The organism is Streptomyces sp. NBC_00435 (genome assembly GCF_036014235.1).
Taxonomy (GTDB): domain Bacteria; phylum Actinomycetota; class Actinomycetes; order Streptomycetales; family Streptomycetaceae; genus Streptomyces.
In genome coordinates this window covers 6,290,492-6,314,901 of the sequence record NZ_CP107924.1, presented here as the reverse complement: position 1 = coordinate 6,314,901, position 24,410 = coordinate 6,290,492, and the positions used below count along the sequence as shown (strand labels likewise).

The window sequence follows — 24,410 nt, the reverse complement described above, 5'->3', positions numbered from 1 at the left end:
CCGGGTGCCGAAGATCGACATCGAGACCTACGTCAAGGGCGTGCTCGACGGGAAGCGCGCGTTCATCGCGCGTGCCATCACCCTCGTCGAGTCCACCCTGCCCGCGCACCGGGCCTTGGCGCAGCGGTTGCTGACGGAGCTGCTCCCCCACTCGGGGCGGGCGCGCCGCATCGGCATCAGCGGGGTGCCGGGCGTGGGCAAGTCCACGTTCATCGACGCGTTCGGCACGATGCTGACCGGGCTGGGCCACCGGGTGGCGGTCCTCGCGGTCGATCCCTCGTCCACCCGCACGGGCGGCTCCATCCTGGGCGACAAGACCCGGATGGAACGCCTCGCCGTCGACCCGAAGGCCTTCGTCCGGCCGTCCCCCTCGGCGGGGACGCTGGGCGGCGTCGCGAAGGCCACCCGCGAGTCGATGATCGTGATGGAGGCGGCGGGCTACGACGTGGTCCTCGTCGAGACCGTCGGCGTGGGCCAGTCGGAGACCACGGTCGCCGGCATGGTCGACTCCTTCCTCCTGCTCTCCCTGGCGCGCACGGGCGACCAGCTCCAGGGCATCAAGAAGGGCGTCCTGGAACTCGCCGACGTCCTGGCCGTCAACAAGGCGGACGGCCCGCACGAGCGCGAGGCGAAGTCGGCGGCGCGCGAACTGTCCGGCGCGCTGCGCCTGATGCACCCGGCCGATGCCGCGTGGACCCCGCCGGTCCTGACGTGCAGCGCCCGCGAGTCCACCGGCCTGGACGAGGTGTGGAACCGCCTGGAGCAGCACCGCAGGCTGCTGGACGCGGACGGCCGCCTGCAGGCCAAGCGCGCGGCCCAGCAGGTGGAGTGGACCTGGGCGATGGTCCGCGACGAACTCCTGGAGCGGCTGCGCTCCAGCCCGGCCGTACGCGATCTCGCCCCGGGCCTGGAGGCAGCGGTCCGCGAAGGCACCCTGACCCCCACCCTGGCGGCGGACCGGCTCCTGTCGGCGTTCACGGCCTGACCCCGCCGCGCCCGGCCCTGCCCCTGCCCCCGGCGGCCACCGCCGGGAGCCAGGAGGCCACCTCCGGGGTCAGGAGGCCACCTCCGGGGTCAGGCGGCGACGAGCACCGGGCCGCCGGCGGCCAGCGCCTGCCGCAGCACCCGCACCCGCGCCTCCGGCGTCTCCTCGGCGAGCAGTGCCGCCAGCACCGCGATCCGCGCCTGGGGCGCCCGCAGCGTCCCCGTCGGCACGGCCCCGGCCGCGACCAGATCGACCGCACCACCGTGGGTGTAGATCTCGGTCACCGGCCCGGCGGCGACCCGCGTGGTCAGTGCCACGAGCACGCCCTTCGCGATGGCCGCCTCGACCGCTTCCACGATCTCCGGGGTCGCGTTCCCCGCGCCCGTCCCGACCAGGACGATCCCCCGCGCCCCCGCTTCCACGGCGGCGTTCAGCAGCACCGGGTCCCCGCTCGTGTGGTGCATGACGACGTCCACCCGCGGCGGCCCTTCCGGTGCCTCCGGCATCGCCGGCAACGGCAGCGGCTCCGGCCTGACCGGCGTCCGCAGCACGGTGACCTTCCCGAAGCCGACCTTCCCCAGCAGTTCCTTCGACGGGTCGGCGAAGGCGTCCAGCGCCACCGCCTGCGCCTTCACGGTCCCGCGCGCCGCGTGCACCCGTCCCGCGAACGCGATCAGGACACCGAGCCCGCGCGTGGTCGCCGCGGTCAGCAGGGCGTCGTAGAGATTGCCGGGACCGTCCCCGTCCGCCGCCCCCATGGGCCGCTGCGAACCGGTGAAGACGACCGGTCGCGCGTCGTGGTGGTGCAGGTCGACCAGGAACGCCGACTCCTCCAGCGTGTCGGTTCCGTGCGTGACGACGACACCCTCGACCCCGGGGTCGGCCAGTACCTCGTGCACGGTCCGCAGCAGGGTCAGCTGATGGGCGGTGGTCAACCGCGGACTGTTGACACTGAACAGGTCCACGACCTCGATGGTGACGCCTTCGGGCAGCGGTGCGGTCGCCATGACCTCGGCCCCGGCGGCGTCGGCCGCGAATCCGGAGCCCTGCCAGCGGCTGGCTATCGTCCCACCGGTGCTGATGACGACGATGCGTCCCATGACCACGGCCCTTCCCTCGACACAACAGTTCGTACAGATTTTCTACAAATGGCAATGGTAGGCCGATCTACGCGCAACACGATTGCTACTTTGACCCCTCCTGCAACACTCAGTAGCTGATAATTGCGCAATGGACGCGATTGACAGAGAAATCTTGCGTGAGCTTCAGGCCGACGGCCGGCTCAGCAACCAGGAACTGGCCCAGCGGGTGGGCCTGACCCCCTCACCCTGCATGCGCCGGGTCCGCCAGCTCGAGGAGGACGGGGTCATCCAGGGCTACCGCGCGGTGATCGCCCCCGAGGCGGTGGGCCGCGGCTTCGAGGTGCTGGTCTCCGTCGAGGTCCGCCGCGACCGCGAGGCCGTCGAGACCTTCGAAGCGGCCCTCCAGGACATCCCCGACGTCATCGAGGCCTACCGGCTCTTCGGCAGCCCCGGCTGCCTCCTGCGGATCGCGGTCGCGGACCTGCGCGCGTACGAACGCCTCTGGATCGAGAAGCTGACGGCCCTCACGGGCGTCACCGAGGTCAACTCCCAGATCATCATGAAGCGCATCAAGGAACCGACAGGACTCCCCGTGTAGGAATGAAAACCGAAGAACCAGGAAATAAGAACGACTTCGGCGCGGTTCAACGATCAAGGCGCAGCTCCGCGTAACGCCCTTTGTATCGGCGGTGTAAGCAGCCGGCGACCGGATCAATTCACGCCATCCGGTGTCCTTTGAGCCGCCGCCGGAGCACTCGTGGCCGGGGGCAGTTTAATTCTGCATGATACACTAAAATTTGGGTAAACTTGACTGAGCGCTAATCCGGGGGGTTACGCGATCTTTCACCGTCATAGGACTGATACGGAAAACGACGCCCGACGACTGCTCCTCGTCGCACCGGCGGACCGTTCGCAATTCCTCGAGGCCGTCGATCCGACCCCCCTGCCGGATTCTACCTGCAGGGATACACACACCCGCAACCACCGCGGCGCCATGCCCGCGCCCGGGGATCCGGATGGAAATCTAGCACGAAACACTCGCACCATTTCACGTGTACGGCCACGGCCAGGCCCTATTCGTGATCGTGAAAAATTCGGGGAGAAAGCCATGATGCAATTCCGCGTGCTCGGCCCACTGGAAATCATCCGAAACGACGAACGGGCCATTCTTGGTGGCGTGAAACAGCGCGCGCTCCTGGGCCGTCTGCTTCTTGAGCCGAACCAGGTGGTGCCGACCAGCCGGTTAGTCGAATCCCTTTGGCCCGATGACGAACCGCCCGTCACCGCGAGGAAGATCCTGCAGAATTCGGTCTGGTCGCTCAGGTCGATCCTCACCGCGCTGCGCGCACGTGATTCGCTCCCGGTCCTCGTCACGCAGTCTCCCGGTTACATGCTGAGCGTCGACCCGGAAACGGTCGACATCCACGTGTTCCACCGGCGCCTGGAGCTCGGCCGCAAGAGGATGGCCGAGGGATTCCCCGCCGATGCCGCCGGGATCCTGCGGGGCGCTCTGGACTTGTGGCGCGGACAGGTACTGGCCGATCTCGCGGAGGTGGGGATCGTCTGGCCGGAAGCGAGTGTGGTCGAGAACTCTCGCATCGACGCCCAGGAGCTCTACTTCGAGGCCGAATTGGAATCCGGCCATCACCGGGAGGTGCTCGCCGGGATCGAGAAGATGGCGGAGACCGAACCCGCGCGGGAGCGCACCCGCGGCCTGCTGATGCTGGCCCTGTACCGATCCGGTCGCCAGACCGAAGCCCTGAACGTCTACAACCGGACCCGTGTCGAACTCGTGGACAATTTCGGCCTGGAACCCGGGCCGTGGCTGCGGAATCTGCAGCAGCGCATCCTGTCGCACGATCCGGCACTCAGTGACTTCTACCCGGGGACCGTGGCGGGTGACGATCCCGAACCGTTCAGGAACACGATCGAATCGAGTCCGCGGATCGTTCCGGACCCGCGGATCGTCGCGGACCTGAGCCCCTTCGAAGCCGAGTTCGCGCCGGACACGGCGGACGTACTGGCCGTGCCGAGTTGGCCCGATGTCGCACCGCCGCCTCCGACCCAGTCGCACCGGCGTGAGGCCAGCGTCATGATGGTGCGCGCGCATGTGGGATCCGGGGCGTGCCAGGCGGACCCGGGAGAGGTCGACGAGCTGCTCGAAGGCGTCCACACCTTGGTCAGGATGGGAATCGAGTGCTGCGGCGGGGAGGTCCTCGCCTCCGTGGGTTCCGCGACGATCGCCCTTTTCGACCTCGAGGATTCGAGGGAGAACGCCTCCCGGGCCACCCAGCTCGCCCTGCTGCTGCGCGACAGCCTCGATGTGTCGGAGGAGAACACGCACGGGCTGACCATCAGGGCCATGGTGGCGACCGGCGACATGCAGTGGCATTCCGACTCCTCGCCGCAGAAGGCTCAGGTGTCGGTCAACGGAACGCTTCTCGACCAGTGCTGGGAAACGTTCCCGAAGATACCGGTGGGCATGATCTGGGTATGCGATCGCACCCGGTCGCTGACCGACGACCAGGCGTCCTATCCTGCGATGGCCGGTGAGGATCTGCCGTACTGGGTCGCCGAGTCCCGTACGGCGGACTATCCGGTCGACACCAAGCCGTTCATGGACCGGGAACACGAGATGGACATTCTCCAGAGGATGTTCGAGCGGGCCGAACAGCACGGCATGCCGCATCTGGTGACCGTCCTCGGCGACCACGGGACGGGGAAGAGCCGGCTCCTGGGCGAATTCTGCAGGATGTTCGCGGAGAAGGACCAGCCGGCGCCCGTGATACTGAGGTACCGGGTGAGCCGGTCGGTGAGCATCGACCCGGATGCGGTCGTCGCCCAGTTGCGACTGCTGTACCACGAAGTCGGTCCGACGAGCCGATTCGATTCGGCCGGCCACGGCGATCCGGAATCGGAGGACCGTTCCCCCGAACCCGAGGACATTGTCCACGAGTTCGCCCAGAAACACCCGATCATCGTGTCGGTCGACGATCTGCACCTGGCCGACGAGGCCACGCTCGCGTTCATCGAGAAACTCGGATCGTGCAGTCAGCCGGGCATGCTCCTCATCGTGGCCTGCGCGAACAAGGATTTTCACCGCAGGTACCCTCAATGGGGCTGGTCCCAGCCGAACAGTACCCGCATTCTGCTCGAACCTCTGTCGGTCGACGCCGTCGCCCGGCTGTTCAAGAACCTGATCGACACCGTGGGCGAATGCATCCCGGAATCGACATGGCGTGTATTCCACCATGTCTTCGGTTCTCCCGACGTCACGTCCGACAAGCGGGCCCGGTTGCTCCGGGCGTTGCCGCTGGTCGTCGGAACGAACTCCTTCCCTGAGGAACACGCTGCCGGCTAGTGCGGCGTGAAGGCGCTTCGGCGCGGGCAGGTGATCCGCCCGCGCCGAAGAATGCCCTCGGACCGGTCAGTCGAGTTCGTCGATCAGGGCGAACAGGTCCTCGTCGGCGGCATCGGCGAAGTCCTCCTCTCCCTGCTCGTCCGCGGGGACTGCGGCTCCGGCCGTGGCTCCGCCGATGAGCCGCTGGAGCCGTGCCCGCGCCCCGGGGTCGAGTACCCCTTCACGCATCAGCGCCTCCAACTGGTCCAGGAGCGGAGCGGCTTGTTTGGCCGCGACGACGGTGCGCAGGTATTCGGCCAAAGTGGACGGGGTCGGATAGTCGAATACCAGCGTGGTCGGCAAGTTTTCACCGGTGACCGCCACGAGCCGGTTGCGCAGTTCCACCGCCGTCAGCGAGTCGAAGCCCAGGTCGGTGAACGGCGCCGTGCTCGCGATCGCGGACACGTCGTCGTGTCCCAGTGCGGTGGCGACCTCGCGGCGGACCAGGTCGAGGACGGCACCCGGCTGCTGCCACTGGAGGCCGGCCTGCGACGCGGCCGGCCGGACCGGGCCGCCGGTCCGGGGTGCCGCGACCCGTCCGGTACGGGGTACGAGTGCCCGTAGTACCGAGGGCGGGTTCGGGGAGGCGCCCAGGGCGGCCCGGTCGATCCCGGTCACGGCGAACACCGGGCTCCGCTCCCCGGCGGGTGCCGGGGCGGCGATCTCCGAAAGGGCGAGGTCGAAGGCGGCCAGCGCCTCCGGTTCCGTGAGCGGACGCAGCCCGAGCTTCGCGATGCGCCGGTGGTCCGCTTCGGACAGCGCGTCCCCCATTCCGGTCTCCCACAGCCCCCAGGCCAGGGAGGCCGTGGGCAGGCCGAGCGCGTCGCGGTACTCGGCGAGGCCGTCCAGGAAGGTGTTCGCCGCCGCGTAGTTCGCCTGCCCCGCGGTGCCGAGCAGGCCGGCGATCGAGGAGTACAGCACCAGGGGCTTGTCCCCGGCCAGTTCGTGCAGGTTCCAGGCCGCGTCGATCTTGGGCCGGAGCACGGTGTCGACCTGCTCGTCGGTGAGCCCGTCCAGCGTGCCGTCGGCCAGCACCCCGGCGGCATGGACGAAGGCGACCGGCCGGTGACGCCGTACGAGTCCGGCCAGTGCCTCGCGGTCGGTGACGTCGCATGCGGCCGCGATGATCTCCACGCCGTCCGCGTCGTCCCCGATCTCCGCAGCTCGGCCGCTCCGGCTCACCAGCAGTAGCGACCGGGCGCCGTGCCGCCGCACCAGGTGCCTGGCCAGGACGGTGCCCAGCGCACCACTCGCGCCGGTGATCATGACGGTGCCCCGGTCCCAGGCGGTCGCGGTGGCGACCGGCTCCTCCGAGCCCTCCGTCACCCGGTGTTCCGGCTGGTGGCCGGCCGCCGGCTCGTACCGGACCAGCCTCGGGACGAGCACCTCCCCTCCGTGGACCCGCAGGTGCGGCTCGTCACCGCTGTCGGTCCGGGCCAGGAGTTCCCCGACGGCTTCCCGGACGTCGCCGGTACCGTCCCAGTCCGAACGGTCCACCAGGACGAACCGTCCGGGGTGTTCCGTCGCGGCGCTGCGGACGAGGCCGCGCACACCGGCATGGGCGAGGTCGGTGCCCACCACGACGGCGAGCTTCCCGGTGGTGCCGGTGTCCAGCCAGTCGCGCAGGGCACCGAGGGTGTGGTGCACGGCGTGCCGGGCACGCCGGGGCAGTTCGCCCACGCCCGGATCGACCTGCACCACCTCGTACGCGGAGTCGTTCACCGGGGTGCCGGCCGGTGCCCGGGGCACGTCCAGCGTGCGCCAGACCGGTGTGTACACCAGGTTCTCGCCGGCCGGGGCGCCGGCCGGCGGACCGGTGAGCGGGCGCAGCACCAGCTCGTCGACCTCGACCAGCACCTGGCCGCCGCCGTCGGTCACCAGCAGGCGCACCGCGTGCGGACCCGTGGGGGTGATCCGGGCACCCAGCACCGTCCCGGCGGTGGTCGCGGCTCCGGCGTGGAACCGCACCCCGCTCCAGGCGAAGGGCAGGGAGGCGGGCCTGCTGTCGGCCACTCCGGGGAGCAGGGGATGCAAGGCCGCGTCCAGCAGCGCCGGGTGCACGGCGAACCCGGCGGCCGATTCGGCCAGTTCGGCAGGCGCCTCGATCTCCGCGAACAGCTCCTCCGCGCGCCGCTGGAGGCGCCGCAGCCCCTGGAAGGCGGGGCCGTACTGGTAGCCGTGTTCCGCGACCCGGTCGTACACCCCGGTGAGGTCGATCTCCGTCAGGCCGTCCGGCCAGGGATCGGCTTCCGGAGCGTCCCCGTGTTCCTCCGTGTCGAGGGTTCCGGCGGCGTGCCTGGTCCACGGCCCGTCACCGGAGTCGGCGTCCTCGCGCCGGGAGAAGATCGTGACGTCGCCGCCGTCGGACACCACCTGGAGGGTGATCGCACCGGTGTCCGGTACGACCACCGGTTCGGTGACCGTGAGCTGCGCCGTCGCACCCAGCGACGCGACGAGTTCGATCAGCGCGGTACCGGGGACGATCGCGACGCCCTGGACCCGGTGGTCGGCCAGCCACGGATGGGTGGACAGGGACAGCCTGCCGGTCAGCACCGTGGTGTGCGACCGCGCCGCACTGTCCGGGGCCAGGTCGACCGCCGCTCCCAGCAGCGGATGGTCCGCGGCCCGCAGGCCGGCTCCGGTCACGTGGGACCGTCCGGTCGGGGCGAGCCAGAACCGCTTGCGCTGGAACGCGTAGGTGGGTACGTCGACGGGTCCGGCGCCGGGGAACACCGCGTGCCAGTCGATGTCCACACCCCTGGTGAACAGGGTGCCGAGCGCCGTGACGACGGTGTCCGGTTCGGCCTTGCCGGCCCGGGCGAGCGGCACGGCGGCCAGTCGCTCCACCGCGTCCTCGGAGGGCTCCGCGGGGAAGCCCGCCGCGATCATGCCGGTGAGCACCGCGTCGGGTCCCAGTTCCAGGACCGTGCGCACTCCCTCGTCCCGCGCGGTGAGCAGCGCTTCGTGGAACCGGACGGTCGCACGGACCTGGTCGACCCAGTACTCGGGGTCGGTCCATTCCCCGGCGGGCCGGCCGGTGACCGTGGAGATCGCGGGGATCTTCGGTTCGGTGTAGGTGAGTTCCCGGGCGACCGCCCTGAACTCGTCCAGCATGGGTTCCATCAGCGGGGAGTGGAAGGCGTGGCTCACCGCGAGCCGCTTGGTGCGCCTGCCCCGGCTGGTGAACTCCTCCTCCACGAAGGACAGCAGTGCTGCCTCCGCGCCGGACAGCACGATCGAGGTGGGGCCGTTGACCGCGGCGACGGTCACGCCGGCGGGCAGCTCCCGTCCGTCCAGTTCGGTGGCGCCCGCCTCGACGGCGACCATCGCCCCGCCCCGGGGCAGGGCCTGCATGAGGTTGCCGCGTGCGGCGACCAGCCTGGCCGCGTCGCGCAGCGACAGCACTCCGGCGGCGTGTGCGGCGGCCAGCTCACCGATCGAATGACCGAGCACCAGGTCCGGCCGGATCCCCCACGACTCCACCAGGCGGAACAGTGCCACCTCGACGGCGAACAGCGCGGGCTGCGCCGTGCCGGTCTCGTCCAGGCGCTCCCCGGTGGCGATCGCCTCCCGGACCAGTGCGCCCAGCGAAGCGTCGAAGTGCGCGCAGACCTCGTCGAACGCTTCGGCGAACACCGGGTACGCGGCGGCCAGTTCGAGGCCCATGCCGATGCGCTGCGCGCCCTGTCCGGTGAACGCGAAGGCCAGTCGGCCTCCCTGTGCGCGCACCGGAATCGCGTCGCGCAGGGCCTGCGGGCTGTTCGCCGCGATCCGGTACGGCATCGCGGCGCGGGTGGCGAGGGTGAGGGATTCGTCCGCCGTGGACAGGTGGGCCGTCCGTTCGGCCTGGTCGGCGAGGGCCTGCGGGTTGCGGGCGGAGAGCACCCACGGGATCGGGTGCGCGGGGCCGGCGGGGGCCCCGGTGACCGGAGCGGATTCGGCTCCGGTCTCGGTCTCGGGCTCGGCCTCGGTCTCGGCCTCTTCGATGATCACGTGGGCGTTGGTGCCGCCGAACCCGAAGGAGGACACTCCGGCCCGGCGGGGCTGCTCCCCGCGGGGCCACGGGCGGGCCCGGGTCAGCAGCTCGACCTCGCCCGCCGACCAGTCGACGTGCTGGGAGGGGGTACCCACGTGCAGGGTGGCCGGCGCGATCCCGTGCCGCATGGCCTGGACGACCTTGATGATCCCGCCGACTCCCGCGGCCGCCTGGGTGTGCCCGATGTTCGACTTCAGGGAACCCAGCAGCACCGGGTTCTCCCGGTCGCGTCCGTAGGTGGCGAACACGGCCTGTGCCTCGATCGGGTCACCGAGCCTCGTGCCGGTGCCGTGTGCCTCCACCAGGTCGACGTCGGCCGGGGTGAGGTCCGCGGAGTCGAGCGCGGCCCGGATCACCCGTTCCTGGGCGGGGCCGTTGGGTGCGGTCAGGCCGTTCGAGGCCCCGTCGGAGTTGACCGCGGAGCCGCGCAGGACACCGAGCACCCGGTGGCCGTTGCGCCTGGCCGCGGACAGGGTCTCCAGCAGCAGCATGCCGGCGCCCTCGGACCATCCGGTGCCGTCGGCGTCGTCGGAGAACGACTTGCACCGGCCGTCCTCGGCCAGTCCGCGCAGACGGGAGAACTCCACGAACGCGGTCGGTGTGGACATCACCGTCGCGCCGCCCGCCACCGCGAGCTCGCACTCTCCGCGCCGCAGCGCGCTGGCGGCCAGGTGCACCGCGACCAGCGAGGACGAGCACGCGGTGTCCACGGTGAGGGTCGGCCCCTCGAACCCGAAGGTGTAGGCGAGCCGGCCGGAGGCGATGCTGCCCGCGCTGCCGCTGTACAGGTATCCCTGCGATCCGTCCGCCGGCAGGTCCGGCCGCGATCCGTAGTCGCTGTACATGACGCCCACGAACACTCCGGTGAGGCTGCCGCGCAGGGTCTGCGGGTCCAGGCCCGCGTTCTCCACGGCCTCCCAGGTGGTTTCCAGCAGCTGGCGCTGCTGGGGGTCCACCGCCGACGCCTCCCTCGGCGACATCCCGAAGAACTCCGCGTCGAAGAGGTCAGCGTCGTGCAGGAATCCGCCCCGCCGGGTGATGGAGGTACCGAGGTGGTCCGGGTCGGGGTGGTAGAGATCGCCGGGCCAGCCCCGGTTCACGGGGAACTCCGACGTGGCGTCCCGGCCCTCGGCCACGAGGTTCCACAGATCGTGCGGTGAGGCGACCCCGCCCGGGTACCGGCAGGCCATCCCGACGATCGCTATCGGCTCGTCGTGGTCGTCCCCGGCCCGCGGCCGGTTGCGGGCCCGCGGCGTGTCCGGGGCGGCCGGCGGCTCGGCGACCTGGACCAGGCTCCGCAGGTGTTCGGTCAGGGAGACGGGGTTGGGGTGGTCGAAGACCACGGTCGAGGACAGCCGCAAGCCGGTCGCGGCGCTCAGCTGGTTGCGCAGTTCGACCGCGGTGAGCGAATCGAAACCGAGCTCGCTGAAGGAGCGGTCCTCCCGGATCTCGTCCGGATCGGTGTGGCCCAGTACCGCGGCGACGTGCCGGCGGACGAGGTCCTGGACCTCGGCCGGGTCGAGCTCCGGGGAGAACGGCGCGGTGTCCGCTCCCGGCCGGCCGTTCCCGCCGTTCGGCGTGGATGTCCTCGTCGTGGCCGCGGCCGGTCCGGCCAGGTCGCGCAGGAGACCGGGAAGGTCGCCGCGGCCGCGCAGGGCGGAGCGGTCGAACCGGGTCAGGGCCAGGACCGCGGAACCGGTCCCGCCGATCGTTTCGAGGGCGGCGTCGAACAGGTCGAGTGCCTCGGCGGTCTCCAGCGGACGCAGGCCGGAGCGGGTCAGCCGCTGGAGGTCCGCATCGGTCAGCTGCTCGGACATGCCGCTGGTCTGCGCCCACAGACCCCAGGCGAGGGAGACCGAGGGCCGGCCGAGTTCACGGCGGTGCTCGGCGAGGGCGTCCAGGAACGTGTTGGCCGCCGCGTAGTTCGCCTGGCCGGCCGTACCGAGCAGTCCGGTCACCGAGGAGTACAGGACCAGGGGTTTGTCACCTGCCAGTTCGTGCAGGTGCCATGCCGCGTCCACCTTCGGACGCAGCACCGTGTCGATCTGTTCGGCGGTCAGTCCGGCCAGGGTGGCGTCGGCGACCACTCCCGCGGTGTGCACCACGGCGGCCGGCCCGTGTTCGGCGAACACGCGCTCCAGGGCCTGCCGGTCGGTCACGTCGGCGGCCGTCAGGCTCACGGCGGCGCCGAGTGCGACCAGTTCGTCCCGGAGTTCCGCCGCGCCGGGTGCGGCTTCGCCCCGGCGGCTGAGCAGCACCAGGTCACGTGCCCCGTGCTCGACGACCAGGTGCCGGGCCAGGATCGTGCCGAGGGTTCCGGTCGCTCCGGTGATCAGTACCGGTCCCGCGCTCCAGTCCACCGCGGTGTGCGGGGCGTCGGCCGGAGCGGCGGCCGGCCGGGTCAGCCTGGGCGCGAGGATCCTGCCGTCCCGGATCGCCAGTTCCGCCTCCTGGGTGCGCAGGGCGGTGTCCAACTGCTCGTCGGTGGCCGATCCGTCGGCCTCGATCAGCAGGAACCTGCCCGGGTTCTCCGACTGTGCGGTCCGGATCAGCCCGCGGACCGTGGAGTTCGCCAGGTCCGGGGTGACCACGAAGGCGTGCCTGCGCCCGTCGTCCCCGTCGAGGATCTCGCGCAGTACGGCGAGAACGGAGTGGACCACGGCCTTCGCCGACGCCGCGACCTCTCGTACGGCGTCCTTCCCCGTGGTGGGGGCCGCCGGTACGCGATGGAGGACGGCCGGTTCGGGGGAAGCGCCGGGTGCCGGGGCGTCGCGCCACACCAGGGTGTGCAGCCCCGCGGGGGCGAGGCTTCCGCCGACGGGCAGCAGTGCCAGTTCGTCCACCGTCAGGACCGCGTTGCCGTGCTGGTCGTAGGCCAGCAGACGCGCCGTGTTCCCGCGCACGGTGACCTTCGCCCGGAGCGCCGTCGCACCGGTCGCGTGGCGGGTCACCCCGGTCCAGGAGAACGGCAGGACCGGGGTGGCACCGGGATCGACCACTCCGGGGAGCAGCACGTGCAGGACGGCGTCGAGCAGCGCCGGGTGCACCCCGAACGAGCTCGCCTCGGAGTGGTGGCGCCGCGGGAGTTCCACCTCGACGAAGTGGTCCTCGCCGTCGCGGTGCACCGAGCGCAGGCCCTGGAACGCGGGGCCGTAGTGGTAGCCGTGCCCGCCCAGCCGCTGGTAAGCCCCGGTCAGGTCGACCTCGGTGCCGGACGGCCGGGGTTCGGCCGGGGGCGCCGGCCGCTCGGGAACGAGCACGGCACGGGCGTGCTGTGTCCATTCGGTGTCCTCGCCGGATCCGGAGGAGTCCGGCCGGGAATGGATCAGTACGGACCGGCTGCCGTCCGGATCGGGGGCGCCGACCAGGAGCTGGACCGATGTGGGCCCGTCCTCGGACAGGAGGAGGGGTGAGGTGAGCGTCAGTTCGGCCACCGCCGGGCAGTCCACCCGGGCCCCGGCGTACAGCGTCATGTCCAGCAACGCCGTGCCGGGGACGACGAGTTCGCCGCGGATCCGGTGCTCGGCGATCCATCCGGTGGCGCTGATCGCGCCGGACAGCACGGTCGTGCCGTCGACGAGGTCCACCACCGAGTCGAGCAGCGGGTGCCCGGAGACCGGGGCCTCCAGCCAGTACCGCCGGTGCTGGAACGGATAGGCCGGCAGCGGGACCCGCCCCGCTTCCGGGAACACCGCGGGCCAGTCGACCGGTACGCCGCGCACGCCCAGGGCGCCGAACGCGGCGAGTACGGTTTCCACGTCGCCGCGCCCGGAGCGCAGCATCGGTACCGAGACACCGCTGTGCTCGTCGCCGGCGCCGTCCGCGCCGCCCGCGCCGTCGCTCTGGGCCGCGATCGCCTGGGAGGCCATCGCGGTCAGCACGCCGTTCGGACCGATCTCGACGAACTCGGTGACGCCGTTGCGCCGCAGGGTGAGTACGCCGTCGTGGAACCGGACCGCTTCGCGGACATGGCTCACCCAGTAGTCCGGTGAGGTCAGCTGCTCGGTGGTGGCGATCTCCCCCGTCACGTCCGAGACGATCGGGATCCGCGGCGCGCGGAAGGTGAGGGTGTCCAGTTCGGCCCGGAAGCCGGCCAGCACCCCGTCCATGTGCGGCGAGTGGAAGGCGTGGCTGACCGCGAGCCGCCGGGTCCGCCGGCCCAGGTCCGACCAGAGGCCGGCCATCGCGGCCACCGCGTCCTCGTCGCCGGAGACCACGACGGACCGGGGGCCGTTCACCGCGGCGATCGCCGCGCCGGGCACCAGTGAGCCGCGCACCTCTTCCTCGGTGGCCTCCAGCGCGGCCATCGCGCCGTCGTCCCGGGCGGACTGCATCGCGGTCCCCCTGGCGGCGACCAGGCGGCAGGCGTCGGGCAGGTCGAACACCCCGGCCACGTGCGCCGCGGCCACCTCGCCGACGGAATGCCCCAGCAGGTAGTCCGGGACGATGCCGTAGTGCACGGCGAACCGGTGGAGCGCCACCTCGACGGCGAACAACGCGGCCTGGGTGTAGGCGGTCTGGTCGAGCAGCGCCGAATCCGCGCTGTCGGGCTCGGCGAACAGGACCATGCGCAGCGGCCGGTCGAGTACGGGATCGAGGTGGGCGCAGACCTCGTCGAGCGCGGCCCGGTAGACGGGCGAGCGCTCGTACAGCTCGCGGCCCATGCCGGCCCGTTGCGCGCCCTGTCCGGTGAACAGGAACGCCGTGGCGCCCCGGCCCGTCCCGTTGCCCTGGATCACGCCCGGTCCACCGGACGTTCCCGTCGCGAGGGAGTCGAGGCCCCGCAGGAGGGTCTCCCGGTCGGCGCCGAGCACGACGGCCCGCTGGTCCAGTCGGGCGCGCCGGGTGGCGAGGGTGCCCGCGAGGTCGACGAGGTCGACGTCCGGGTGTTCGGCCAGGTGGGTGCGCAGCTGCGCGGCCCGCGTCCGCAGGGCCTGCTCGTCGCGGGCCGACACGACCAGCGGCACCATCGGGTGGCCGGCGTCGGCCGGGTCGCGCGGGGCGCCCGGGGCGGAGAGCACGGCCGGGGTCCGGGTGGGAACCGGGAGGTCCTCCGCCTGTTCCAGGATCACGTGGGCGTTGGTGCCACTGATCCCGAACGCGGACACGGCGGCCCGCCGCGGCCGGTCACGGTCCGGCCAGTCCTGCCGTTCGGCGAGCAGCTCGACCTGGCCCGCGGACCAGTCCACGTGGGGCGAGGGCTCGCCGAGGTGCAGGGTGCGCGGCTGGATGCCGTGGCGCATCGCCTGGATCACCTTGATCACCCCGCCGACGCCGGCGGCGGCCTGGGCGTGTCCGAGGTTCGACTTCAGGGAACCGAGACGGACGGGTTCCTCGCGGTCCTGCCCGTAGGTGGCCAGCAGGGCCTGTGCCTCGATCGGGTCACCGAGCCGGGTGCCGGTGCCGTGCGCCTCGACGAGGTCCACGTCCGCGGCGGACAGACCCGCGTCGGCGAGGGCGGAGCGGATCACCCGTTCCTGGGAGGGCCCGTTCGGCGCGGTCAGTCCGTTGGAGGCGCCGTCGGAGTTCACGGCGGAGCCACGCAGTACCGCCAGCACCTGGTGCCCGTTGCGGCGGGCGTCCTCGAGCCGTTCCACCAGCAGCAGCCCGACCCCTTCCGACCAGCCCGTTCCGTCGGCGTCGGCGGAGAAGGATTTGCACCGGCCGTCCACGGACAGCCCGTTCTGCCGGGAGAACTCCACGAACGTGCTGGGTCCGGACATCACCGTGACGCCGCCCGCCAGCGCCAGGTCCACCTCGCCCGAGCGCAGCGCGTTCGCGGCCAGGTGCAGGGCGACCAGCGACGAGGAGCACGCGGTGTCCACGGTGAGGGCCGGCCCCTCCAGCCCGTAGGTGTAGGCCAGCCGCCCGGAGACCACGCTGGAGGTGTTGCCCGTCAGCAGGAAGCCCTCCACTTCTCGCGGGGTGACCGGGAGCCGTGAGGCGTAGTCGTCGTACATCACGCCGGTGAACACCCCGGTCCGGCTGCCGCGCAGGCCGGCCGGGTCGATCCCGGCGTCCTCGAAGGTCTCCCAGGCCGTTTCCAGCAGCAGCCGCTGCTGCGGGTCGGTGGCCAACGCCTCCCTCGGCGACATGTCGAAGAACGCCGCGTCGAACAGGTCCGCGTCGTGCAGGAATCCGCCGTGCCGGGTGTAGCTGGTGCCGAGGTGGTCCGGATCGGGGTGGTACAGGCTGCCCAGGTCCCATCCCCGGTTGGTCGGGAACTCGGAGATCACGTCCCGTCCGTCCAGCACGAGCCGCCACAGGTCGTCGGCCGAGCGGACCCCGCCGGGGAACCGGCAGGCCATGCCGACGATCGCGATGGCTTCGTCGGTCCGGCTCTTCCTCCTGCCCCGCCGCCCACCGGCGCTCTGCTGGGCCGGGTCCTTGTCCGAGTCCTCGGCCAGGAAGGCGGCCAGTGCCTGCGGTGTGGGGTGGTCGAAGACCAGGGTGGCCGGGAGCGGGCGCCCGGTGGCCGCGGTCAGCCGGTTGCGCAGGTCCACGCCGGCCAGCGAGTCGAAGCCCTGTTCCCGGAAGGCCTTGCTCAGGTCGAGCGTGTTCGGGTTGGGCAGCCCGAGCGCCGCGGCCGCGGTCGCCCGTACGAGGTCCTGGGCGTCCTTCGCGCTCAGTACCTGCCCCGCCCGCCCGGCCGGCCTGGTCCCGGCCGGCTTGGCGCGCCGCCTGACCAGGGACCGGAGAACGGCCGGGACGGGGTCGGCGCCGGAGAGCCGGGACGGCCGCAGGACCGCGGGGACCGGCAACGCCGCGTCCCCGGCCATCGCCCGGTCGAACAGGCCGAGTCCCTGCGCGGCGGTCAGCGGCGCCACCCCGGAGCGGGTCCAGCGGTTGATGTCCGCCTCGTCGAGGCCCTGGCCCATGCCTTCCTGCCACAGCCCCCAGGCCAGTGACGTCCCGGCCAGTCCGAGGGCACGGCGGTGTGCGGCCAGCGCGTCCAGGTAGGTGTTGGCGGCGGCGTAGTTGGCCTGGCCGGCCGTGCCGAGCAGACCGGAGATCGAGGAGAACAGCACGAAGGCGCTGAGCCCGCGGTCCGCGGTCAGTTCGTGCAGGTGCCGGGCGGCGTCGGCCTTGACCGCCATGACGGTGTCGATGCGATCCGCGGTCAGTGCCGTGATCGTGCTGTCGTCGAGCACCCCGGCGGTGTGGATCACCGCGGTCAGGGGTGCGTCGGCCGGTACCGCGTCGATCAGCCCGGCCAGTGCCGTACGGTCCGTCACGTCGAGGGCGACCACGCGTGCGCCGTCCAGTTCCGCGGTCAGCTCGGCGGCGCCGGGTGCGTCCGGACCGCGGCGGCTGACCAGCAGCAGGTTGCGCACACCGTGCTCGTGGTGGAGGTGCCTGGCGATCAGCGCGCCCAGGCCGCCGGTGCCGCCGGTGATCAGGACCGTGCCGTCGGGGTTCCACCCGAACCCGGGACCGGCGCCCGCGGGGGCGGTGGCGCCTGGGCCGGTGGCGCCTGGGCCGGCCGTTTCGGTGACCGGGGCGACCCTGGTCAGCCGGGGTACCAGCACCTCGCCGTCGCGCAGGGCGATCTGGGGCTCCCCGGTCCGTACCGCCGCGCCGATCGCGGCCGTCACGTCGGCCGGTGCGGCTCCCGTGGTGTCGGCGAAGTCCACCACGACGACGTGGTCGGGGTACTCGCTCTGGGCCGTTCGTACGAGGCCCCACACCGCGGCCGCGGGCAGATCCGTGACCGGTTCCTCCGGCCGTACGGCCACCGCGCTGCGGGTGACGAGCACCAGCCGCTCGTCCGGTCCGTGCCCGGCTGCCACCCAGGCCTGGATCTCCCCCAGGGCACGGGCGACGGCGGTCGCCGGATCGCCGGCCGGGGCGACCTCGACGACGGTGGGGTCGAGGTCGGGGGCGTCACCGGCGGCGGTGCCGCGGCCCGCGGTGTCCCGGACCTGCCAGGTCAGTTCGTACATCGGGACGGCGTCGTCGCGGGCCGCGGCCCGGAAGGCCAGCCCGTCGACGGTGGCAACCGGGGCACCCGCCGCGTCGGCGAGCAGCAGTTCGTAGGTGTCACCGCCGGTCGGGGTGATCCGGGCACGGAACTCGGTTCCCCCGGTGACGGCGGAGTGCGGTCGTACCCCGCTCCAGGCGAACGGGAGGCGTGTTCCCGCCCCGCCGTCGACCAGACCCAGGACGATCGGGTGCAGTACGGCGTCCAGCAGCGCCGGGTCCAGGAGGAACCCGGATTCCGAACGGAGGTGGCCGTCCGGGAACCGGACCTCGGCGTACACGGTGTCACCGTCGCGGTACACCGACCGCAGTCCACGGAACAGGCCGGTGTAGTCGTAGCCCCGTTCGGCGAGGCGTTCGTAGGCGTCCTCGACCGGCACCGGGTCGCCTGCGGGGGGCCATTCCAGCCGGTCGTCCGGGTCGGACCCCGCGCCGGAGCCGGCGGCCGCGAGCAGTCCGGACGCGTGCCGGGTCCACTCGTGTTCCCCGTCCCGGCGGGAGTGGATCACCACCTGCCGGTCGTCCACGGTGACCTGGATCTGCACCGGGCCGGGCCCGGACCGTCCCTCGGCGGGGAGTGCGAGCGGGCTCTCCAGTGTCAGGTCCGCCACTTCGGGCAGGCCCACCCGTTGTCCGGCGAACAGCGCCAGTTCCAGGAAGGCCGTCCCGGGCAGCAGGGTCGATCCGTTGATCACGTGCCCGGAGAGCCACGGGTACTCGGCCAGCGAAAGGGTGCCCGCCAGTACCACTTCGTCCCGGTCGACCAGCTCCACCACCGAGTCGAGCAGCGGATGCCCCGAGGCGCCGCGCGCCGAACGCGGGGGCAGCCAGTACCGGTCCCGGCGGAAGGGGTGGGTGGGTTCCTCGCCGTTCAGCCTGGCCAGACCCGAGACGAAGACGTCCGTCTCGGACCCGGTGGACCGGCCGAGCGGGACGGCCCTGGTGATTCCGGCGGACCTGATCAGCGGGGTCAGCGCGGCCGACGGCCCGGCCTCGGCGAACACCGCGGCGCCCGCTTCGCGCAGGGCCGACACGGCGTCATGGAACCGGACGGTGCCGCGGATCTGGGTGACCCAGTGGTCGGCGTACCCGGTGACGTCGGTGGGCAGTAACCGCCCGGTCACCGTGGAGACGACGGGGATCCGCGGCGGCCGGTACCCGATGGAGCCGGCCACTTCCCGGAACTCGTCGAGCACCTCGTCCATGTGCGGGGAGTGGAAGGCATGGCTGACGCTCAGCCGGGTGATCCGGCGGCCACGCTCCCGCCAGCCGGCGGCCACCCTCCCGGTGGCCTCGTCGTCCCCGGCGATCACCACGGACACCGGTCCGTTCACCGCGGCCACCACGACGCCGTCGACCAGGGTTCCGGCGATCTCGGCCTCGGTGGCCTCCACGGCGATCATCGCTCCGCCGGACCGGGCCCGCTGCATCAGCCGGCCCCGGGCGGCGACCAGTCGGGCCGCGTCCGGCAGCGAGAACACCCCGGCCACGTAGGCGGCGGCCAGTTCGCCGATGGAGTGCCCGGCCAGCAGGTCGGGGACGAGCCCGTGCTGGGCGGCCAGCTCGGCGAGCGCCACCTCGAAGGCGAACAGCGCCGGCTGGGTGTAGCGGGTCTGGTTCAGTTCCGCACCGGCTCCGGGTCCGGTGTCGAACATCAGCTCCTTCAACGGCCGGTCCAGGTGGGGAGCGAACGCGTCGCACACCTCGTCGAGGGTCCGCGCGAACACCGGGTACCGCGCGTAGAGCTCTCGCCCCATCCCCGGCCGCTGCGCCCCCTGGCCGGTGAACACCAGCGCCGTCGGGGCCTTTTCCCCCTGTTCGAGAATGACATGGGCGTTGGTGCCACTGATCCCGAACGCGGACACGCCGGCGCGCAGGGGCCGGCCGGCCCTCTCCCACTGCCTGGTCCGCGTGAGCACCTCGACCTGTCCGGACGTCCAGTCCACCCGGGGTGTCGGGGTGTCGGCGTGCAGGGTGCGCGGCAGCACCTCGTGCCGCATGGCCTGCACGACCTTGATCACGCCGGCGACTCCGGCCGCAGCCTGGGCGTGGCCGATGTTGGACTTCAGCGAACCCAGGTACAGCGGGTTGTCCCGGTCCTGCCCGTACGTGGCGAGGATCGCCTCCGCCTCGATCGGGTCGCCGAGCGAGGTGCCGGTGCCGTGCGCTTCCAGCAGGTCCACGTCGGAGGTGGTCAGGTCGGCATCGGCCAGCGCGGTGTTGATGAGCCGCTGCTGGGACAGACCGCTCGGCGCGGTCAGACCGTTGGAGGCGCCGTCGGAGTTGATGGCACTGCCCCGGATGACGGCGAGCACCGGGTGACCGTCGCGCCGGGCGTCCGCCAGGCGTTCGAGCACCAGCATGCCTACGCCCTCGGCCCAGCCGGTGCCGTCGGCGTCGGCCGAGAACGGCTTGCACCGCCCGTCGTCGGCCAACCCGTGCTGCCTGGAGAACTCCTCGAACATGCCCGGGGTGGCCATCACGGTCACGCCGCCGGCGACCGCCGCCGACGCGTCCCCGTCGCGCAGTGCGCGAACCGCCAGGTGCAGCGCGACCAGCGAGGACGAGCAAGCCGTGTCGACGGTGAGCGTCGGCCCAACGAAGCCGAACTGGTAGGCGATCCGGCCCGACAGCACGCTGGTCGTGGTCCCGGTGAGCACGTAGCCCTTGACCTCGTCGCCCGCCTCGTGCATCCGCGGGCCGTAGTCGGAGGCGGTGCCGCCGACGAACACCCCGGTACGGCTGCCCCGCAGGGACCGCGGGTCGATGCCGGCCCGTTCCAGGGCTTCCCAGGTGGTCTGCAGCAGCAGCCGCTGCTGCGGGTCCATGGCCAGGGCTTCCCTGGGGGAGATCCCGAAGAACGCCGCGTCGAACTCGGCGGCGGTGTCGATGAACCCGCCGACCCGGGAGTAGCCCTCACCGGGCTGCCAGCCCCGGTCGGCCGGGAACGCACCGATCACGTCCCGCTCCTCGGTGACCACGCGCCACAGGTCCTCAGGCGATTCGATCCCGCCCGGGAAACGGCAGGCCATGCCGACGATCGCGATCGCGTCCTCGTCGTGGCCGGAGGGATCTCCCTCGCGCCGGGACGGCCCCGGCGCTCGCGGGTCACTTGCCGCGTCAACCGGTTCGATCCCGGTCCCGGTGAAATAGGTGATCAGGTCCTGGGGCGTCGGGTGGTCGAACAGCAGACCGCTGGAGAGCGAGGTCCCGGTGGCGGCGGACAGGTTCTCGATCAGCTCCACGGTCATCAGCGAGGAGAACCCGAGGTCCCGGAAGTTGGTGTCCAGCACCAGCCCGTCCGGGTCACCGGATCCGAGGGCCTCCGCCACCTGCGTCCTGACCAGGGCGGCCGCGTCGGTTGTGGCCGTCCCGGTGCGGCCCGCGCCCCGGGGGGTCCGGTGTTCGCCGGTCCAGAACCGCTCCCGCTGGAAGGGATAGCCGGGCAGTCGCACCCGCCTGGCCCCCGTGCCCGCGTACGCCGCCGTCCAGTCGACGTCTTCACCGCGGACGTACGCGGCCGCGAGGGCGGCCGGCTCCGACTCATCGTGCCGGCCGGGATCCGCCTCGGACACCACGTTCGGTGCGGGCTCCCCGTTCGCCACCGCGTCGAGCCCGGCGCGCAGGTCCTCGGCGTTCGAAGCCAGCACGACGGCCCGGTGGCGCAATGCCGTCCGGGTCGTCGCCAGCGAGTACCCGAGGTCGTGCGGCGCCGGATCCGCGTCCCGCAGCAGGGCGGCGTGCGCCCGCAGCGCGGCCGGGGTCCGCCCCGAAACCGGGACCGGAACCGGCCGGGCGGCCGGCCCGGCGACGGCCCGGGCGTCGGTGGGCGCGTGGTCGGTGGGCGCGTGCCCGGTGACCGGGGGTTCGCTCAGCACCACGTGCGCGTTCGTACCGCCCATGCCGAACGAGGAGACGCCTGCGATCAGCGGCCGGTCCGGGTGCGGCCAGTCGGAGAGTTCCGTGTTGACCCGCAGTCCGAGTTCCTCGAGGGGGATGTCCGGGTTGGGCGTGTCGAAGTTCAGGCTCGCGGGAAGCTGCCGGTGCCGGATACCGAGCACGGTCTTGAGCAGCCCGGTGATCCCCGCCGCGCCTTCGAGGTGCCCGACGTTGGTCTTCACCGACCCCACCGGCAGCGGGTCCGCCTCCCCGGTGGTGCCGTCGACCCGGCGCCCCGCGAAGACCGCGCCCAGCGCGGCCGCCTCGACCGGGTCGCCGACCGGGGTTCCGGTGCCGTGCAGTTCCACGTACTGCACCTGGTCCGGGGTGATCTCGGCCCGCCGCAGCGCGGCCCGGATCACCCTCTCCTGCGCCCGCGGGTCGGGCACGGTCAGGGCGGGGGTGGCCCCGTCGTTGTTCGCGGCGCTGCCGCGGAGGACCGCGTAGACGTCGTCCCCGTCAGCCAGCGCCGCTGTCAGCGGCTTGAGCACCATGACCACGGCGCCCTCGCCCCGGACGTACCCGTTGGCCCTGGCGTCGAAGACGTAGCTGCGTCCGTCCGGCGAGAGGCCGCCGAACCGCTGCGCCCCCAGTGCCCCCTCCGCGAGGAGGTTGAGGTTCACCCCGGCCACGACGGCGACGGGCGATTCGCCCGATCGTACGCTCTGCGCCGCCAGGTGGACCGCGACCAGCGAGGAGGACTGCGCCGTGTCCACCACGACGCTCGGGCCACGCAGGTCCAGGGCGTAGGAGACCCGGTTGGCGATGATCCCCCGATGCGTACCGGTGTTCGTGTGCTGGGTGATCGCGGCGTCGCCGCCGCTCAGCACCAGGCTGGTGTAGTCCTCGCGCAACGACCCGACGAACACCGAGGCCGCTGAGCCGGCCAGATCGGCGGGTACGATCCCGGCGTCCTCCAGTGCCGTCCAGGTCAGCTCCAGAACGAGCCGCTGCTGCGGGTCCATCGCCGCGGCCTCGCGTGCCGAGATTCCGAAGAATCCGGCGTCGAAGTCCCCGACTCCGTCCAGGAACGCCCCGAACCGGGTACCGCCGTCGAACCGGACCGAATCCGAGATCCCACTCCTCCGGTCACCCGGAATTTCGGTCACCGCATCACGGCCGCCGCTCAAAAGATTCCAGAACTCCGCTATTCCGATCGCCCCGGGCAACCGGCAGGACACTCCGACGATCGCGACCGCCTCGTCACGACTTCCCCCGTAACCGTCATGCCATGTCGTCATCTAAATAGCTCTTTCCTTCATGATTTCAGACAGCCGCAATGCTGTTCGACGCCGGTTCTCTCGTGGACTTCGCGCTAGCTCATCCGCCCGGTTCCTCCGACGGATCCGCCGGCAGCAGTGCGACGCCGTCCTGGTCCCGCAGTACGGCCAGCAGAGCACGCAACGCCGACTCCAGCCGGTCCATCTCGGCGTCGGTGATGTAGACGGACGGCTCCAGCCGCAGCGTGTTCGCGGCGCTGGCGGTCGGGAAGATCCGGATGTCGTGCAGGCGCAGCAGGTACCCGGAAAGGACGTAGCCGAAGAGGCCCGCGCGGGAGTATCCGGCGATGACCTCCGAGGGGGAATCGGACTGGTCGTGGAACTCGAGGCCGATCATCAGGCCCTTTCCACGCACCTCCTTGACGACGGTCCCGAATTCGCCGTGCAGTCTCCGCAGCATCCCGGACAGTCGGTCGCCGCGCTCCGCCGCCCTTCGGTAGACCTCGCCGTTCCCGGCTTCCAGCAGGTCGACCGTGCGGTTGGCGATCCGGGTGGAGAACCCGTCCTTCGCGAAGGTCGAACTGTGCACCAGCTCGAACTCCTTGCGATAGCGCGAGTTGCGCACCAGCGTCAGCGCCGTCTTGGCGACACCACCGCCCAGGCTCTTGGCCAGCGTGTAGTAGTCGCCCTGGAGCCCGAGGTGCGAGCTGGCGAAGAAGGCGCCGGTGCGGCCCATGCCGCTCTGCACCTCGTCGACGATGACCGGGCAGTCGATCGCCGCGCACGCCTCCTGGATCCGCCGCACGGTCTCCCGGTCGAAGGGCCTGATCCCCGCCTCGCCCTGGACCGGCTCGAGGGCGAACCCGCCGATGACCGGCAGGTCGCGCTCGACGACCCGTACCGTCCGGCCGTCGACGACGACGTCGTACAGCGTCCTCCGCTCCGCCTCGATGATCTTGGCCAGGGCATCGGGCTCGTGCACCGGAACGAATCGGCACTGCACGGCCAGCGACCTGAACGGGGTCCGGAAATCGGCATTGTGCGTGAACTGCACGCTGGCGACCAGCTTCCCGTGGAACGAACCCTCCGGGGCCAGGAACACGGGCGGGGCCGCCATGCGCCCGCCGTTGACCGCCCTGACCCCGGCGATCACCTCGTCCGGTCCGGAGCCGCCCGCCAGTCCCGCATCCGCGCTCAGCCGGACATGGACGTCGTCGACGACGATCGAGGCCCCGTCCGAAACGGCCGCGCGGACGTTCTCGATGTTCGCGTCGATTTCCTCCGCCAGCGCGGCCACCTTCATGAGCCGGTCGAATTCGGCGTGCTTGATCGCGATCTCGAACGCCTCGGCGCCACTGTTGGCGAAGACCGCGGAGTACGTGTCCGAGGTGTCGAACTCGCGCTGGAGGACAGCATTGACCTTCTGCGCCAGCTCATTGGCACACGGGTGTTCCGAGAGCTGCGCGTGAATCGGTGTCCCCTGGTCGAACAGGCTCTTCGCGTAGGACACGATGTCAGGATTGTTGTGCCCGATGACCGTCGAGCCGTACCCACCCACCAGGTCGAGCACCGGAACCTCACGGCCGGCGCCGTCACGGTAGAAGAGGGTGTTCCCCTCCGCCCGGAGGTACTGGACGCCCAGTCCGAGCGAGGCGAGCAGACCCCCGATGTAGGGTTCCGCGAGTTCGAGTTCCGCTATTTCCTGGCTCATTTTTGTTTCCGTTCCCCCACATTCGGCGGTCCACGTTATTCGGAAGCATACTGGCCG

At 71.8% G+C, this 24,410-nt stretch carries 6 protein-coding genes; 3 read left to right on the top strand and 3 right to left on the bottom strand.

Going from position 1 to position 24,410, the window contains the following annotated elements; genetic code table 11:
• Window positions 1-4: 4 nt before the first annotated feature.
• Window positions 5-985, top strand: a complete 981-nt coding sequence (gene meaB / locus OG389_RS28650) for a methylmalonyl Co-A mutase-associated GTPase MeaB (protein ID WP_328301314.1) — start codon at window positions 5-7, stop codon at window positions 983-985.
• Window positions 986-1,074: 89 nt separating this feature from the next.
• On the opposite strand, the gene OG389_RS28645 is transcribed toward meaB, so the two are convergent.
• Window positions 1,075-2,085, bottom strand: coding sequence for an asparaginase (locus tag OG389_RS28645; RefSeq protein WP_328301313.1), 1,011 nt, complete (start codon window positions 2,083-2,085; stop codon window positions 1,075-1,077).
• A 130-nt stretch (window positions 2,086-2,215) separates the two neighbouring features.
• On the opposite strand from OG389_RS28645, the gene OG389_RS28640 reads away from it, so the two are divergent.
• Together OG389_RS28640 and OG389_RS28635 are read left to right on the top strand one after the other, a co-directional pair.
• On the top strand, window positions 2,216-2,665 hold the full coding sequence (locus OG389_RS28640; protein WP_328301312.1) for an Lrp/AsnC family transcriptional regulator: 450 nt from the start codon (window positions 2,216-2,218) through the stop codon (window positions 2,663-2,665).
• Between the two features lie 510 nt (window positions 2,666-3,175).
• Window positions 3,176-5,428 (top strand): BTAD domain-containing putative transcriptional regulator, encoded by a 2,253-nt coding sequence (locus OG389_RS28635; RefSeq protein ID WP_328301311.1) that lies wholly within the window; start codon window positions 3,176-3,178, stop codon window positions 5,426-5,428.
• 66 nt (window positions 5,429-5,494) lie between these two features.
• Here OG389_RS28635 and OG389_RS28630 read toward each other — a convergent pair whose 3' ends face one another.
• Together OG389_RS28630 and OG389_RS28625 are read right to left on the bottom strand one after the other, a co-directional pair.
• On the bottom strand, window positions 5,495-22,663 hold the full coding sequence (locus OG389_RS28630; protein ID WP_328301310.1) for an SDR family NAD(P)-dependent oxidoreductase: 17,169 nt from the start codon (window positions 22,661-22,663) through the stop codon (window positions 5,495-5,497).
• 79 nt (window positions 22,664-22,742) lie between these two features.
• The gene (locus OG389_RS28625; protein ID WP_328301309.1) at window positions 22,743-24,353 is read right to left on the bottom strand and encodes an aspartate aminotransferase family protein; all 1,611 of its coding nucleotides are present in this window, start codon (window positions 24,351-24,353) and stop codon (window positions 22,743-22,745) included.
• Window positions 24,354-24,410: the final 57 nt, after the last annotated feature.

Excerpts from the sequence above, each read along its gene's own strand:
- OG389_RS28645 (WP_328301313.1), bottom strand. The coding sequence starts at position 2,085 with ATGGGACGCATCGTCGTCATCAGCACCGGTGGGACGATAGCCAGCCGC.
- OG389_RS28640 (WP_328301312.1), top strand. The coding sequence starts at position 2,216 with ATGGACGCGATTGACAGAGAAATCTTGCGTGAGCTTCAGGCCGACGGC.
- OG389_RS28635 (WP_328301311.1), top strand. The coding sequence starts at position 3,176 with ATGATGCAATTCCGCGTGCTCGGCCCACTGGAAATCATCCGAAACGAC.
- OG389_RS28630 (WP_328301310.1), bottom strand. The coding sequence starts at position 22,663 with ATGACGACATGGCATGACGGTTACGGGGGAAGTCGTGACGAGGCGGTC.
- OG389_RS28625 (WP_328301309.1), bottom strand. The coding sequence starts at position 24,353 with ATGAGCCAGGAAATAGCGGAACTCGAACTCGCGGAACCCTACATCGGG.